This window comes from Neisseria yangbaofengii (assembly GCF_014898075.1).
Lineage (GTDB): Bacteria > Pseudomonadota > Gammaproteobacteria > Burkholderiales > Neisseriaceae > Neisseria > Neisseria yangbaofengii.
In genome coordinates this window covers 78,660-94,556 of record NZ_CP062976.1, presented here as the reverse complement: position 1 = coordinate 94,556, position 15,897 = coordinate 78,660, and the positions used below count along the sequence as shown (strand labels likewise).

17 protein-coding genes are annotated in these 15,897 nt (G+C 51.6%); 4 read left to right on the top strand and 13 right to left on the bottom strand.

Features of this window, described 5'->3' with window-relative positions; all coding sequences use genetic code 11:
* Positions 1-19: 19 nt before the first annotated feature.
* The 9 genes from H4O27_RS00475 to def all read right to left on the bottom strand — a co-directional run bounded on the left by H4O27_RS00475 (position 20) and on the right by def (position 9,812).
* Positions 20-475 carry a DUF494 family protein gene (locus tag H4O27_RS00475; protein WP_165010536.1) on the bottom strand — a complete coding sequence of 152 codons (456 nt, stop codon included), beginning with the start codon at positions 473-475 and terminating at the stop codon, positions 20-22.
* Between the two features lie 16 nt (positions 476-491).
* Entirely contained in the window at positions 492-1,706 is a 1,215-nt protein-coding gene (dprA, locus tag H4O27_RS00470) for a DNA-processing protein DprA (protein ID WP_165010534.1), read from the bottom strand.
* A gap of 168 nt (positions 1,707-1,874) precedes the next feature.
* Positions 1,875-3,155 carry a sigma-54-dependent transcriptional regulator gene (locus tag H4O27_RS00465; RefSeq protein ID WP_165010532.1) on the bottom strand — a complete coding sequence of 427 codons (1,281 nt, stop codon included), beginning with the start codon at positions 3,153-3,155 and terminating at the stop codon, positions 1,875-1,877.
* A complete protein-coding gene (locus H4O27_RS00460) occupies positions 3,142-5,271 on the bottom strand; it encodes a sensor histidine kinase (RefSeq protein ID WP_165010530.1) in 2,130 nt (709 codons plus the stop codon). The genes H4O27_RS00465 and H4O27_RS00460 overlap by 14 nt, the downstream gene beginning before the upstream one ends.
* A 3-nt stretch (positions 5,272-5,274) precedes the next feature.
* Positions 5,275-5,868: a DUF4390 domain-containing protein gene (locus H4O27_RS00455; RefSeq protein WP_165010528.1), complete on the bottom strand. Its 594-nt coding sequence runs from the start codon at positions 5,866-5,868 to the stop codon at positions 5,275-5,277.
* Positions 5,834-7,093: a 16S rRNA (cytosine(967)-C(5))-methyltransferase RsmB gene (gene rsmB, locus H4O27_RS00450; RefSeq protein ID WP_165010526.1), complete on the bottom strand. Its 1,260-nt coding sequence runs from the start codon at positions 7,091-7,093 to the stop codon at positions 5,834-5,836. The genes H4O27_RS00455 and rsmB overlap by 35 nt, the downstream gene beginning before the upstream one ends.
* Before the next feature lie 271 nt (positions 7,094-7,364).
* Positions 7,365-8,063 (bottom strand): GNAT family N-acetyltransferase, encoded by a 699-nt coding sequence (locus tag H4O27_RS00445; RefSeq protein ID WP_165010524.1) that lies wholly within the window; start codon positions 8,061-8,063, stop codon positions 7,365-7,367.
* 77 nt (positions 8,064-8,140) lie between these two features.
* Positions 8,141-9,067, bottom strand: a complete 927-nt coding sequence (gene fmt, locus H4O27_RS00440) for a methionyl-tRNA formyltransferase (RefSeq protein WP_165010522.1) — start codon at positions 9,065-9,067, stop codon at positions 8,141-8,143.
* Positions 9,068-9,308: 241 nt separating this feature from the next.
* Positions 9,309-9,812: a peptide deformylase gene (gene def / locus H4O27_RS00435; RefSeq protein WP_165010520.1), complete on the bottom strand. Its 504-nt coding sequence runs from the start codon at positions 9,810-9,812 to the stop codon at positions 9,309-9,311.
* 273 nt (positions 9,813-10,085) lie between these two features.
* Here def and H4O27_RS00430 point away from each other — a divergent pair, with 273 nt between their 5' ends.
* The gene (locus H4O27_RS00430) at positions 10,086-11,357 is read left to right on the top strand and encodes a LysM peptidoglycan-binding domain-containing protein (protein ID WP_165010518.1); all 1,272 of its coding nucleotides are present in this window, start codon (positions 10,086-10,088) and stop codon (positions 11,355-11,357) included.
* A 65-nt stretch (positions 11,358-11,422) separates the two neighbouring features.
* Here H4O27_RS00430 and H4O27_RS00425 read toward each other — a convergent pair whose 3' ends face one another.
* From H4O27_RS00425 to pyrB, 4 genes are all read right to left on the bottom strand, one after another.
* Positions 11,423-11,848 carry a hypothetical protein gene (locus tag H4O27_RS00425; protein ID WP_165010516.1) on the bottom strand — a complete coding sequence of 142 codons (426 nt, stop codon included), beginning with the start codon at positions 11,846-11,848 and terminating at the stop codon, positions 11,423-11,425.
* A 129-nt stretch (positions 11,849-11,977) separates the two neighbouring features.
* A complete protein-coding gene (locus H4O27_RS00420; protein WP_165010514.1) occupies positions 11,978-12,625 on the bottom strand; it encodes a DUF8453 domain-containing protein in 648 nt (215 codons plus the stop codon).
* Positions 12,626-12,780: 155 nt separating this feature from the next.
* A complete protein-coding gene (gene pyrI / locus H4O27_RS00415; RefSeq protein ID WP_165010512.1) occupies positions 12,781-13,239 on the bottom strand; it encodes an aspartate carbamoyltransferase regulatory subunit in 459 nt (152 codons plus the stop codon).
* A gap of 10 nt (positions 13,240-13,249) precedes the next feature.
* Entirely contained in the window at positions 13,250-14,170 is a 921-nt protein-coding gene (gene pyrB, locus H4O27_RS00410) for an aspartate carbamoyltransferase (RefSeq protein ID WP_165010510.1), read from the bottom strand.
* A gap of 406 nt (positions 14,171-14,576) precedes the next feature.
* Here pyrB and H4O27_RS00405 point away from each other — a divergent pair, with 406 nt between their 5' ends.
* The 3 genes from H4O27_RS00405 (at position 14,577) to H4O27_RS00395 (ending at position 15,804) form a co-directional block, all read left to right on the top strand.
* On the top strand, positions 14,577-15,413 hold the full coding sequence (locus tag H4O27_RS00405) for a GNAT family N-acetyltransferase (protein WP_165010504.1): 837 nt from the start codon (positions 14,577-14,579) through the stop codon (positions 15,411-15,413).
* Positions 15,414-15,430: 17 nt separating this feature from the next.
* Positions 15,431-15,589, top strand: a complete 159-nt coding sequence (locus H4O27_RS00400; RefSeq protein WP_165010502.1) for a transporter — start codon at positions 15,431-15,433, stop codon at positions 15,587-15,589.
* A gap of 62 nt (positions 15,590-15,651) precedes the next feature.
* Positions 15,652-15,804 carry a hypothetical protein gene (locus tag H4O27_RS00395; protein WP_165010493.1) on the top strand — a complete coding sequence of 51 codons (153 nt, stop codon included), beginning with the start codon at positions 15,652-15,654 and terminating at the stop codon, positions 15,802-15,804.
* Positions 15,805-15,897 lie beyond the last annotated feature (93 nt).

Here is a 15,897-nt window from a genome sequence, read left to right as displayed (position 1 = left end):
TCAAGGCCGTCTGAAAAAATTAATGCATCACAGCGTTGCCGTTTAAAGCCGCCATCAAATCATCGCCGATCAACACCGGCAATTCGCTCTTGTGTGCCCACAACACCAGCAACGTGAGCACTTTGGCAATATCGACGGTGATTTCATCCGCCGGAATGTGCATCAACGCATGTACCACGATTTCACGCTGCTCGTAGGTCATCGCGCGCTCGGCAATCAAATAATGCAGCAAACCCATCACTTCTTGCGGCAACACATCGGCTTCTTCCACGCTGTACACGCGCAAGGCCGTGCCGTCGATCGGCTCGATGGCGAATTCGGAACTGTTGAGCAACACTTCCATCATCATCAGGGTATTGCCGATTTCCATCGCGTCAAAACCGGCATCTTCGAGCAGTTGTCCCAAATCTTCCGGCGGCGGGCAAGCATCAAAATCCTGAAAATGTTCGATTAAAAAAGCAATGACTTCAGCCATGCGTGTTCCTTAAGTGTTATGTTTTAATCCGTTGGTAGCGTCCGCCGGCCAGCGGGGCAATCATGCCTTCCAGCTCGTATTCCAGCAATTGGGCGTAAACATCGACCGCCGGCCAATTCAGCAACTCGGCCAAGGTATCGGGATGAACGGCATCGTAACCCATGGCGTTTAATAAAGTGCCGTCTGCCGTGTTTTGGTTTTCAGACGGCCTCTCCTTTTCAGACGGCCTGATATTGGTTTCAGCAAGTGGTTTGGCGCCGGTTTCGGGCTTGGCTTCCGACTCAGTGGTGAATTCGTTTTGCGGACGCTTATATATAGAATATGATGGTAATGGGGTGTTTTGCAATAGCTGCGGACATTCTTGTAAGATATCTTCCAAACTTTCCACCAGTTTGGCACCATCTTTAATCAGCTTGTGGCAACCTTTGCTGTGCGGATTGTCAATCGAACCGGGCACCGCCATCACTTCGCGCCCCATCTCGGCGGCGAGCTTGGCGGTAATCAGCGAACCGGATTCAACCGCCGCTTCCACCACCAAGGTCAAACGCGATAAAGCGGCAATCAGACGGTTGCGGCGCGGAAAATTACCGGCATACGGGCGCGTGTCCAATGGAAACTCGCTGATAATCAGACCGCGCTCGGCGATTTTGTAGGCAAGCTGTTTATTCGACGGCGGATAAATGCGGTCTATGCCCGTGCCCCACACGGCGATGGTACCGCCGTCTGAAAGCAGTGCCCCTTGATGGGCAGCGGTATCAATACCGGCCGCCATACCGGAAACCACCGGAATGCCTTTTTCACTCAACGCCATGCCGAAATCGCGGGCAATGCGCATCGCCTGCGGGGTGGCATGACGGCTGCCGACAACCGCGGCGGAAGCTTTGTGTAGTAAATCGCTATTGCCGCGCAAAAATAACAGCGGCGGCGGCGTGATGCCTTCGGTCAGCATATCGGGAAAATCATCGTCCTGCAACAGCAGCAAACGGCAATCATCCTGATGCGCCCAGTTTAACGCAGCTTCGGCGGCAACCTTGGCGGCATCGCGTTTATCCGCATGTTGCCACGCAGCCACGGCTTGTTTGTGCCTCACCAATTTAGCGATGATTTCAGACGGCGCAGCCAATGCCGCTTCTGCACTGCCGAAATGTTGCAGCAAAATCAAAAAACTTTCCGCGCCGACATAAGGCGTCAGCGCGAGCTGTACCCATGCAAAGCGTTCGTTGTCGTTCATACCCGTATCCTGTTTCAGACGGCCTCAATATCATATTGAATGCCGTTAAAATAATCATTTAAGTAATTTTTTTGACAGCAATGATTATACAGGCATTGAACGAAATACAAACAGATGAAGGCCGTCTGAAACGTTTTCCATGTTCAGACGGCCTTAAAAATCGAGCGATCAGTCTTCGGTTTTATCGCTATTGCGGCGGGAAACGCTGATACCGAGCTGCTTCAATTTGCGGTATAAATGCGTGCGCTCCAAGCCAACCTTTTGCGCCACACGGCTCATGTTTTGGCCTTCTTGCGCAATATGGTATTCAAAATAGCGGCGTTCCAATTCTTCGCGTAATTCACGCAGCGGCATATTGAAATTAAAGCCGCCAACCATTTCCGACGAAGCAGATGATACATGTTGTCCCAAGGCCGCCGCCGCCGCTTGCTCCTGCACTTCTTCACCATCGGCTTCTAAGGCCAAGTTTTTCACCACGGTACGCAGTTGCTCGAAATTGCCCGGCCATTCATATTGACGCAAAACAGTCAACGCACCGGTGCTGAATTTGGCCAGCGGAATTTTTTGTGTTTCGGCTAACTCAATCAAAATTTGGTTAACCAAAAAGACAATGTCATCCGGCTGGCTGCGCAAAGCCGGCACACCGACAATAATTTTGGATAACAAGCTCGGCAATTTATTATCTGCCGTGGCCGATTCGACCAATTCTTCCGCCGAGCGGCTGCTGGCCGCCACGATGCGCACGTTATAGCGGTCGGCCTTGCCCAACAAGAATACAATGCCGTTTTGAATGTTTCTGCTGTATTGCGAGATGTCGCCGACATACAAAATGCCGCCGCTGGCTTTTTGCAGCAATTCGAGCGGCGTATCGACAATATGCTCGACTTTGCCCGGCTCCGCCCAAGGCGTGCCGTTTTTGTGGAAGTAGCGCGCCACCCATTCAAACGGCGAACCGGCTTCACCGGTCAGCAATACCGGCCCGCTTTGTTTGGAAGCGGCATCCAGTTTCTGATTCAATTCCTGAATCACCGGACTATTGCCCAGTCGGTCTAGAGACAAACCGGCAGCCGCCTGCATTTCGCCGTGTTTCAAGGCGCGATCAACGGTGGACAGCAGCTTTTGCAGGGCAATCGGTTTTTCCAAGAAATCCAATGCGCCGATTTTGGTGGCCTCAACCGCCGTGTCAATGCTGGCATGGCCACTCATCATCACCACCGGCATATTCAGTTGGCCGTTTTTCGCCCACTCTTTCAGCAAAGTAATGCCGTCGCAATCAGGCATCCAAATATCCAGCAAAACCATGGCCGGACGGGTTTGGTGGCGCAATTGGCGCGCTTCCTCGGCATTTTCGGCCAAAGTCACGGTATAACCTTCGTCTTGGAGGATTTCCGACAGTAAATCACGGATTCCTACTTCATCGTCTACAATTAAAATATCACTGCTGCGCATAAGTTTCTACCAGTTGGGGTAACACTATTTTGACACATGCACCACCGGCGGTCTGATTGCTCAAATTGATACGGCCGCCGTGCTCTTCAATAATTTTCTTTACCACAGGCAAACCCAGCCCTGTACCTGTCGGTTTATCGGTCACATAAGGCTCAAAGGCATTATGCAACATTTCTTTGCTGAAGCTTTTGCCGTTGTTGCAAACGGTCAAAACGGCCTGCCCATCGTCACTCAAGGCAGTTTCGATGTTTACCTGTGGATTCGGGTCGCTTCCTGCCGCTTCAGCCGCATTTTTAAATATATTGTGCAACACCTGCCGCATGGCGGTGGTATCTGCACGGATGAATAACTCTATATTACTGAATTTGGCAGCAAATGTACACGCGCTGCCTTCATACAGTACCAATACTTCTTCTACCAAAGTATTCAAATCGTGTTTTTCCAGACTTAACGACGGCGCGCGGGCATAGTTGCGGAAGGCTTCCACCATTTCTTTCAGCGCGGCCACCTGCTTGACGATGGTATCGGTTGAGCGGGTCAGAATCTGAGCGTGTTGCCCATCCAACTTATCATGCAATTTCCATGCCAATCTTTCGGCGGACAATTGAATCGGCGTCAGCGGATTGCGGATTTCGTGTGCCAAACGCTTAGCCACCTCGCCCCATGCCGCTTCTTTTTGCGCACGCATAAGCAGAGTCACATCGTCAATCACCATCACCAAACCGCCGTCGTTGTCTTCCGGTAAAAGCGTGGCTTTACCAAGCAGAATCCGCGCGTCATCGGGCGCGGCATATTCCACCTGCACTGGCTTATTGGTGCCGGCGGTAGCTTCAATCGCGGCAAACACATCCGCCAGCAAAGTCTGCTGCGGCGACCGCCCGCGCCAATCGTGCCAATTACTGCCCCACAACGGCACCAGCGACACGCCTAAAATGTGTTCGGCGGATTTATTAAAGGTTTTCAGACGGCCTTCTGCATCCAAGGTAATCACGCCGGTGGTCAGGCTTTCCAGCACGCATTCCAAATAATGGCGGGCGGCCTCCTGTTGCAGGCGGCTGCGTTCGTCCACATCTTTGGCAATTGCCAACTGCTGGGTCATGTGGTTGAACAAATGCGTCAAGCGGCCGAATTCGTCGTTGCGGTACACCGGACGCTTCTGGCTGAAATCGCCCTGCGCCACTGCCCTGGCCCCTTCTGCCAGCGATAAAATCGGCTCGACAAAGCGGCGGGCAAAATACAAGGCCATCACCAAGGCCAAGAAAATCGCCAGTAACGCCGCCACCAACAAAGTCACCAAAAAGAAAGTTTGCAGGCCTTGCTTAGCATAGCTCAATTCGGCATATTTCGCACGCGCCGACTCAATCAGGGTTGCATCCTGCGCCACATTCTGCGGAATCGGCTGGCGGAAGAAAAAGGCATATTCCTGATTATTGTAATCCCCAATCGACAACCAACCCTGCGCATACAACATATTGCCGATGTTTTCCAAGCTGCGCAGCGAGCCGGCCTGCTGCAATTGCTCTTGCCCGGCCTTATCGATTTTCGGCTGGTTCAGGTTTTGCGGATTGATGACTTTTTCAAAACGGTCTTGGCTCAGGTTATACAAGGCCAATTGGGTGAAATCGTCGGCATTTGAAGCGGCAGCCAGCGCATTGCCCAGATCATTGCCTAAAGATGATGCGCTGATTAAATCAATCTGAATCGGTGTGGCATTACTGACGGCATTATCCACCGCCAAATCCAAGGCCGATTTGCTCAAGTTTAAACTGCGCTCCAGCGCTTCTTCGGTGTCGTTGCCGAACCAAGAATTAATCGTGCCATTAATAAACTGGGCGGAAATACCGAATAAAAACACACTCGGCAACACCGCCACCAAGGTAAACATACCCGACAAGCGGCGGGCGATTTGCGAGCCGAACACGCCGTTTTTGCTGTCGCGCATGAGCAGCAGCACATAGCGCACCAACACCGCCGACAACACCAGCATCAGCAGGCCGCACAAGACGATAATCCACCAGAAATAATCGGCAATCCGGCTACTGCTGCCGGTGGCGACCGTCAGTCCGTAGAGCAACGCCACGGCCAACAAAACGGCGATTAAGAGAAAGCGGCGCATGATTTATTCCCGCGTAACCGACAAGCTTTTCCAGCCCGAATCCAAGCTCCAGCTTCGTGACGTCAGTGCATTGATTTGGAAAGGTTTCGGCAGCTTGGATGTGGACAATTGCAAACGGATTTGTGCTTTAATGTCTTTCGGCTCGATGTTGCGCAAGGCACCTTTACTCAATACTTTCCAGTTGGCAATCGCGCCAACCGCACGCAAGGCAGCATTCAAGGTATCGTACTCGGTGGAAAACGTGCCCACCGTGACGCGGTAACGGTTGGTTAGCGGATGGAACGATAATTTATAGTTGACTGTGTTGCCGTCGTTTAAAAGATGTTCCAAACGGAAACGGTAAGCCGCAATCGTCGGCTCCGACAATTGGTAAGACAAAGAAAAATTCAACGGCACACCCTGTTGCAAGGCCTGTTTGAGCTGGTCGGGCAATTCGGTTTTGAAACGGCTGCTGACCGACAACTGGCCGTCCTCCATCAAGCCGGCCTCGGCACGGGCCGCACTGATGCCCTCCGCCGCTGCGTGCAACGACGCAGCCAGCAGAACCGGCAGCAGCATGAATTTACTGCTTTTCAATAAGCGCGTAATAAAAGCCATCTTGGTGTTTGTTCGGTAAAAGCACATGCGATTCCAGCAATCGGGCATCAGCATGGCGGTTAAGGAATTTTTGCAACTGCTGATCGTTTTCTTCGGCAAAAATCGAACACGTCGCCAACAGCATCCTGCCGTTTTTTGTCAGAGTCTGCCACAAAGCGTCCAACAAGGCTTCCTGTTGGCAGGCGGTTTTCAGCGCATCACCGGGACGACGCAGCCATTTGATGTCGGGATTGCGGCGCGCCACACCCGAAGCGGTACACGGTACATCGGCCAACACTGCATCAAACTGTTTGCCATCATACCACGCAGCCAAATCCTGCGCATCGGCACAATGCAAAGTGACCGTCTGAAAGCCCAAGCGGTCGATATTGCTTTGCACGCGCACCAAACGGGCAGCATCAATATCCAATGCGGTCACATGGCAATCGGCCAATTCCAGCAAATGCCCGGTTTTACCGCCCGGCGCGGCACAGGCATCAAGGATACGCTCTCCGTTTTGCGGATTGAGCAGATACGCCGCTTTTTGCGCACCGAAGTCCTGCACCGATACCAAGCCGTCTGAAAAACCGGGCAGGCGGCTCACCGGCACGGCTTCGGTCAAGGTCACCGCATAATCGTCCAAAGCCTTCGCTTCAATGCCTTCCGCAGCCAATTTTTGCAGATAACCTTCCGCATTGCCGTGGCGGCGGTTGACGCGTAAAGTCATCGGCGGATGCGATTGCAGCGCGGCGGTAATGTTGTGCCAATATTTCGGATAATGGTTTTGCAAATACGCCACCCACCATTGCGGCAGATTGTGCTTGGCCGTGTCGTCGTATTTGCACGCCGCAGCCAGCTTGTCGCGCTCGCGCAGAAAACGGCGCAAAATCGCATTGGCAAACGAGCGGTACTGACCGCGGCCGATTTTGGCAATGCTCTCCACCGCTTCGTTCACCACCGCATGCGGCGCATTTCGTGTGTAATGCAGTTGGTATAAAGCTGCCAACAACAGACTTTCGAGCTGCAAATTGTCAATCGGCTTATTCAGCATTTTGCCGAGCATAAATTTCAGGCTGCCCAGATAACGCTGGCAACCGTAAGCAATGTCTTGCAGCGCACCGCTCTCTTGCGCACTCAATTCGGGATTGGCCGCACGAACAGCCGCCAATACGTCTTGCAGGTTCTGCCCCTGCGCCACCGCCGCGATACTGTCGGCGGCCAGCTTTTGCGCCAATGCCATGCTCATAGGCAAACTTTCATTGTCTGATTCATCATTTGTCCATTTTTCTTTTTCAGACGGCCTGACGGATTTAAAGGCCGTCTGAAAACAATTTTATCTTTATGGCAATACGGATTAGGGAGTATAGTCAGAATGCTTGTGGAGCGGTTTTTTGAGGAAAAATCCGCAGAGGCAAGGCAAAAAGCGCAGCAAGAGCGGACATCTTGCGGACATTTTTAACGCAGCAGATGCGGATTTTAACCAAAAATACCGCCGCAATGCCTTCTGACTACACTCCCTAAATTTCGCTCAGCGACAATCGCTGCTTGCCGTTTTCATCAAAATTGCCATCCGCCAGCCACCGCTCGAAGCGCGCTTTGACTTGCGGCCATTCGCTGCCGATTATCGAAAACCACGCCGTGTCGCGGCTGCGGCCTTTATACACCGCCGCCTGACGGAAAATACCTTCAAATTGAAAACCCAAACGCAACGCCGCCTTGCGCGACGGCTCGTTCAAAGAGTCGCATTTCCATTCGTAACGGCGATATTTCAGCGTTTCAAACACATATTTCGCCAACAGGTACTGCGCTTCCGTTGCGATCCGCGTGCGTTTGAGCGCATCGGAATACACCACCCAACCCACTTCAATCACTCGGTTGGCCGTATCAATGCGCATCAAACTTACCGAACCCACCGACCGATTGCTTGCCGTGTCGATGATGGCGAAAAAATACGGGTCGGCAGATTGCTCATAGCCCGCCAACAAAGCCGCCAATTCATCGTGATTCGCCACCGGATTGAGCGACAAATATGTCCAGTTCGGCAATGGGCTGTGTTCGGCCGCATACACTTCATACAAATCCGCACCGTGTTTAGCCACAGAAAGCTTTTCCAAACGGCAAAACTTTCCTTGCAACAGTGTCACTTCTGGGCGGCTGCCGGCAGTGTAATCGGGTAAGGCTTCGCCGATGGGTTGATTGAATTCATTGACGGGCATGGGTGTCTTTCTTTGCTTTGGATCTTTTCAGACGAGCTATTTAAGGCCGTCTGAAAACCTATTAATCATCACGCACCTTACAAAACCGTGCCTGCTTCAATCGTGCGCCCTGCAGCAAAAGCCTGAATACTCATGCGTTTGCCGCCGGCAGGTTGCAACTCGGTAATCTTCAGCGCATTTTCGCCGCAGGCAACAATCAGGCCGTCTGAACCGCAAGCCAAGACTTCGCCTGCTTTGCCTTTTTGATTCACCGTTTCGGCTGCCCAAATTTTCATCGGTTTGCCGTCCCATTCCACCCATGCGGCAGGTACGGGGTTGAAGGCACGGATTTTGCGGGCAACCACATCGGCGGATTCCTGCCAGTTGATTTTGGCTTCTTCTTTGGTCAGTTTTTGCGCGTAGGTCACGCCTTCTTCCGGCTGAGGCGTGCCGTTCAGACGGCCTTCAGCCTGTAAGCGTTGCAAATCGGCAACAATCGCCTCGGCACCAATCGCCATCAGCGCATCGTGTACTTCGTTGGCGGTGTCGGCCGGGGCGATGGCGTAGCGGTGTTCACTGACAACGTTGCCGGTGTCAAGGCCGATATCCATCTGCATGATGCACACACCGGTTTCGGCATCGCCGGCTTCGATGGCACGCTGAATCGGGGCGGCGCCGCGCCAACGCGGCAACAGCGACGCATGAATATTCAGGCAGCCGTGATGCGGCGTATCAAGCACGTCTTGCGGCAGAATCAGACCGTAGGCGGCCACTACCATTACATCGGCATCTACGTCTTTAAGCATTTGCAATGCATCGGCGTTGTTGCGCAGTTTTTCCGGCTGTTCCACGCGCAAGCCCAATTCGATCGCGGCTTGTTTTACCGGCGAAGCTTGCAATTGCATGCCGCGGCCTTTGGGACGGTCCGGCTGGGTCAACACCAGCGGAATGTCGAAACCGGCGGCGGCAATGGCTTTGAGTGCGGCGGCGGCAAAATCGGGCGTACCGGCAAAGATTACTTTCATGGTTGTCTTTCTTCAAATGGTTTCAGACGGCCTTAGAACCGTGAAACAGCGTTGCATGGAAAAGGCTATGTACTTGACAAGCCTCTCCCGCCAGCCGGTGAGGGAATCGACGGTAAATTTTCCATACAGGCCGTCTGAACATTTAATCTGATGATTTGACGCATAATTATAGCAGCCAAATAAAGCATGCCGTCTGAAAACGAGAAATGTTTTCAGACGGCATGATAAGATTGGATCCTGATTACAGGTTATGTTTTTGGCGTTTTTTCAGCTTGGTTTTGATGCGGTTTTGCTTAAGTTGCGACAAATGCTCGACAAACACTTTACCCATCAGGTGGTCGAGTTCGTGCTGAATACAAATCGCCAGCAAACCATCGGCTTCAAGGGTGAATTTTTCGCCTTTTTCGTCCAGTGCTTCCACTTTGACACGTTCGGCGCGGGTGACCGTGTCGTAAATGCCGGGCACCGACAGGCAGCCTTCTTCATAAGTGGTCTCGCCGTCTTTTTCAATAATGACGGGATTAATGAACACGCGCGGTTCGCTTTTGTCTTCGGTCAAATCCATCACCACCACGCGCTCGTGCACGTCAACCTGCGTTGCCGCCAAGCCGATGCCGCGCGATTCATACATGGTTTCAAACATGTCTTTCACTAAAGTTCGGATGCGCCCGTCGATTTCGGCCACCGGCCGGGCGACGGTATGCAGGCGTTCGTCTGGGTATTGGAGGATATTTAACAATGCCATTTTTTATCTTCTCAATCGGAAACAGTAAATTTGTGTATGTACTTTGATACGCTTTATCGGGGCAACACCATTATTTCTAGAATGACGGTAACATTCAATGATAAAATAGCGTTTTATGAATTTTGAATCGTTTTATCGCTGAATAAATATCAATAGGCAAATTCTAACACAGCAGCCTGCGTCACGCCCATTGTTATTTTTCACGCCACGATTGACGCGTTCTTGATTCAGCTAAATTGATGACAAACCGCATTATTTTCAAGGGGAACGGTTATGCAAAAACATATTATAACCCTGCTTTGCATGGCAGGCGTGGCAATTTCTGCCCAAGTTCATGCAGCGGCGTTGAAAGTGCGCCCGAATGCGCCGCAACGCTACGTGGTCAAACCGGGCGATACTTTGTGGGGCATTTCAGGCAAATATCTCTACAGCCCGTGGCAATGGAACCGCCTTTGGGGCGCCAACCGCAGCGAAATCCGCAATCCTCATTTGATTTATCCGGGTCAGGTGCTGTTGTTGCGCTACGTCAACGGCCAGCCGCGCTTGGGTTTTGAAGGTTCGGGCATGGGTTCAGACGGCATTCCGACCATCAAACTCAGCCCGCGTATCCGCGAAACATCCGGCTACGGTATTCCGACCGTGAATGTGAATTTCTACCGTTTGTTTATGAAGCATCCGCAAGTGATTGACCAATTGCAGACCCAAGATGCACCGAGATTGATTGAAGGCCCTGACAGCCGCCTGCTTTATACCAAGGGCAACCGCGTTTACGCTTACGGCATTACCGAACCCGGCCGTTATTTGGTTTACCGCGCCCGCAAAGACATTACCGACCCTGTGACGAAAAAATTCTTGGGCCAGGAAGTGGTTTTCAGCGGCATCGTCAGCACCCTGCCTTACACCAACAGCGCACTGGATGCCGCTCCCGATGAAGACACGTTTTATCTGAAAGAAGGCGAATATTACACCCGCAATCACCCGCTGATTAAAATCCCCACCCAAACCGCCCAGCCGATGGTGGTTGAAGAGGCCATTTCAGAAATCCGCAAAGGCGATTTCCTGCTGAAACTCAATGGCGAGACCGACAGCTTCCAAATGATGCCGCACGCACCCGAGCAGCCGATTGACGGTAAAGTCGTGTCTATCTTTGAAGGCGTGAGCGAAGCCGGCCAGTTCCAAACCGTCACCATCAACAAAGGCGAAGCCGACGGCATCGACAAGGGTACTGTGGTCAGCCTGTACAAGCGCAGCCACCAGACCAAAGTGGATTTGGAAAGTAACCCAAAAGGCCGTAAGAGCGTGGTGAAATATGTATCCATCCCCGCCGAAGAAGTCGGCTTGGCGATGGTGTACCGCACCAGCCAAAACTTGTCCTCCGCCATCATTTTGGAAAGCCTGACCAATATCAATATCGGCGATACGGTTTCCAATCCGGGACGCGATCTCGACAACATGGCCGATGATAAACCGCATGTTCGCAACGAACCGCAAGATTCGCATGCCACCGAACACAATCAATACAATATCCATACCAACATCAAATAAACCGTGATGTTCAAACCAAAGGCCGTCTGAAAAATATTTCAGACGGCCTTTGGCTATATGGTGCCTTAATGCACTTTAAACGGTAAAAACGACAAATCCATAATATACGCTTTCGGATTCGACCAATCGACTTTCACCGTTACCGTATCTTGCAGATAAGGCTCGGGGTCGGTGGCCATCGGCGGACTGACAAATTGCTGCATTTTGCCGTTGTATGGATTCGGTGCCAGCGCGATGATTTCGTATTTATCACCCTGACTGTTGCGCATGCCGCTGTTCCAATGCCGCACTTCCTGCACCGCCGCCTGAATTTCCACGCCCTGCGCTTGGGCTTGCCGGCCGCCTTCGTATTTCGGCCACAGCACAAAATAAATCAGCGCACCAAACACCAACGCCATAATGCCGGTAATCGGATTGGGCGCCACTAAGGTGATCACCAATAACACCGCGGCCACTGCCACCGCGATGATAATCGTCGTCAGACTTAACATTCAACTCTCCTAAAAATCGTTCAGACGGCCTGAAACCTTTGTAGGAATCAGGCCGTCTGAAAACAAACTTGTTACCCAGCCGCAAGCTTAAATCATTTCCTTGTTAACTTGGCTGTGTAATCGGTTAAATCAATACAATAATTTTTTGCGCGGTTTGTCTTCCGCGATGCCGCCGTTGAGCAGGCTTAAGTCCAACACGGTTTCGGAAGAGCAGGCATCGCCGAAGGTATTTTCACAAGTCACCGTCACCCGCACCACGCCGCTGAATTCTTGGTTGGGCAAATCGGTGGCCAACATGCGGCTGTCGGCAAAAATGCCGCCGTAGGTTTCGCCCGATGCCAAGTGGTCGATGCCTTCCGCTACCGCCGGAAGCTGCGCTATTGCTTGGGTAACGGCTTGGCTGCACGGCTGGTCGGGCATGGCTTCCACGCGCACTTTGACATTTTCCGCCATACCTTTGCCGTAATTGCGCACCGCCAACACCAGCATTTCCGGCCTATCTTCCATGCGGTGAATCGCGGCATGCAACACCGGATGTATACTTTCTTTTTGAATTAGGCTTTCACGATACAGCATTTCACGTTGCTGGCCGGCACGCACGGAAGCCGCAGCGTAAATCAGCCAAATTAAGGCCGTCGCGGAAATGGCGGTTAAGGTCAGCGGCAGATTGGCCAAATAATCTTGCGGGTTGAACCACAAGCAAGCGGTAAAAAATCCGGCGAAGAAAATCAAGACATATAAAACCGGCGCGAAACGGCGTTGAAAAGATGAATTCATGGTTTTCCCGTATGTGGTTAAAAGGCCGTCCGAACAATCATACGATGTTTCAGACGGGCTTTATTCTAACAGACTATCTGTTTATGATTTAGGCATTTATGCCATGCGGCCGGTTTTTCAGAATAATTGCCGGGTATGGCGGAAGGCCGCCTGCCTTAGGCTTCGGCCACCGATTCCCGCGAGAAGGTTTTTTCGCAATAATGGCATTTCAAGCGGGTTTGCGCGTTTTGGGTACGCACGTAAAAACGACTTTTCACCGGCTCGCCGTGGCTGGCGCAATTGGTGTTCGGGCAGCGGAATACTTCACTGATTTCAGACGGCATGGTTAAGTGGCGTTTGGACACCACTTTAAAATCTTCAATCACATTCACCACTGCTTCGGGTGCAAACAAAGCCAAGCGGTTGGCGGCGGTGTCGTCCAGCCACACGCCGGTGATTTTGATGATGTCTTTGCTGCCCTGCGTTTTGCTCGGCAGATTAAAGCCCACCGTCACCGCGCTGCCATAGTGCAGCAATTTAAACTGGCGCAAAATCGCCAAGCCCTTGCCGGCAGGGATGTGGTCGATGACCGTGCCGTTTTGAATCGCTTCGACGCTGTATTGTTTCTTTTCCATTTGGCGCTCCTTACACTTCTTCGTTCAACACCAGCGACAAAATCGCCATGCGTGCATACACGCCGTTGGTAGCCTGTTCAAAATAATAGGCATGCGGCGTAGCATCAACATTCGGATGGATTTCATCAACACGCGGTAAGGGATGCAGTACGCGCAAGTTGGGTTTGGCGTTGGACAGCATCGATGCATCCAAATTGAATTTACCTTGGATTTTGGCAAATTCCTGCTCATCAAAACGCTCGCGCTGCACGCGGGTCATGTAAAGAATATCCGCCCATCCGACCGCTTCTTCCAAAGTGGTGAAAATCCGATGCGTGCAACCGGCTTCGTCCAACTCTTCGGTGATGTATTCCGGCATGGCCAAACTCGGCGGCGACACAAAGGCAAATTCGCAGCCCCAACGCTTCAAGGCTTGGCACAAAGAATGCACGGTGCGGCCGTATTTCAAATCGCCACACATGGCCACTTTCAAGCCGTTCAGACGGCCTTGCGTTTCAAAAATCGTTACCAAATCGAGCAAGGTTTGGCTTGGGTGTTGGTTGGTGCCGTCGCCCGCATTAATCACCGGCACGGCGGAAAACTCGGCCGACACGCGCGCTGCACCGTCTTTGGGATGACGCTGGATAATCGCATCGGTGTAGCTGGAAATAATGCGCGCCGTGTCCGCCAGCGTTTCGCCTTTTTTCGCACTGGTATTGGCACCGTCGGCAAAACCGATGATCTTGCCGCCCAAACGCTGTACGGCGGTTTCGAATGACAGGCGGGTACGCGTGGACGGCTCAAAAAAGCACGATCCGATTAATTTGCCTTCCAACAAATCGCTGCGCGGCCCGGCTTTGAGTTTCAAGGCTGTGTTGAGCAGCAATTCCAGCTGCGGCGTGGTCAAATCGGCGATGGAAATGACGTTTTGACGATAAAGCGGATTCGGCATGGGATTTCCTTTTTCCAATGTCAAGATAGTGCGGCACACGGTGATGAGCAGCCTGAAATGTCCATAAAAAAACCCGCCGTGCGGGAAATGGAAACAATCAGACCGCCGCAAAAGCAGCAATCGCAAAGCGGTCAACCGAAGGCTGTAGGTTCATGGTGCGCCGTTTATATGCAGATGGTTCAGACGGCCTTATTATCGCATATCCCCGGCCTGTCTGCACAGATTCGCCATGGCTTTTCAAATTGTTTTTTTCAGACGGCCTGATTCACATCAGGCAGGCCGTCTGAAATTTGATTTCACACAGTCGGATCTTGTTGCTTTTATAAAAATTTTTTACCGCAATACTTTGAAGAAAAGCCGCTGAGTCAGTTATAATTCGGAAAAACAAACCTTTCAGGAAGACACCATGTTAGTTTGCAATCCTTACGAAGTTGTCATTCACGGCACCACCAGTTCCGGCCGCGTTTTCCGCCCGAGCGACTGGTCGGAACGTTTGTGCGGTATCCTGTCTTCGTTCGACAAAGACAACCGCTTGTCTTACTCGAAATGGGTGCGCCCGATTTTGGTGGACAAAGTGCGCTGCGTGGCAGTGGATAAAGAACTGGAAACTATCAACCCGCCGATGTTCCGCTTCCTGATGGATTTTGCCTCCGACAACGACTTGCGCGTCATTGACTGTAAGGCGCTGCTGGAAGAGCAAGCCGCTGACAACAAGCCTGATGAAAAAGTGATGCTGGCGCAAGCGATTGAAGAAAAACACGCTGCCGAAACCCAGCGTGAGATCGCCGCTGCAGCCGCCGAAACCAGTGTGTTACGCGAAATCATGCCGGAAGAAACCGCCACTGCCTTTGCCGCCTTGAGCACACTGCGTTCCTGCCTGACCGACATCAACCGCTTCGTCGAGCAAATCAACCGGCAGCAACGCCCTGCCGGTTACCGTTTGCTCGGTATTTTTGAAGAAGGCAAACACAATGCCGTGGCCGTGGCCGGTTTCCGCGAAACCTACAATCTGGCCAGCGGCCACCACATCTACATTGACGACATCGTCACTATGCCGCAAAGCCGCCGCAAAGGTTACGCTTCCCGCCTGTTGAATGAAGTACGCAAAATCGGTGGCGAAGTTGGCGCGACCAAAATCCACCTGAATGTGCATGTCAGCCAAGACCGCGTAAATGCCCATCGTCTGTATTTCAAAAACGGTTTTGAAATCAGTGCCTATCATTTCCGCAGCGACACTAAATAAACACAGAGGCCGTCTGAATGGAGCTATGGAAAACTATTTGGCATACTGCCTTTGATTTTTTTAGTGAACTTTTTGATGAGAAACCATGGCAAGAAAAAGATACAAAAAGTAAGTTAAAAATACTAGGTGCATTATTGCTAGGTGCTATATTAACTTTTATATTTTATATTTTATAAATATTCTTTTCGTCCGATAAATCCACAACAACGTTTCAGACGGCCTTTAACTGACATTAACCTTGAATCATAAAGGAAAAACCATAAAAGCTTATTTTACCATCGGCTTGGCCTTGCTGCTCTCCGCTTGCGCCGGCGGCTTATCGGGTAACTCCGAAATGTACGGCGAAATCAAAACAGGCGTGGAAACTTCGCGCACACGTATCGGCAATTGATGTTTTGCGTGTATCAAACAGATTTGAAATTTGTGCAAGAACCTGTCAATAAACGATAAATATCAATAGGCCGTCTGAAAAGAGCAAATCCTT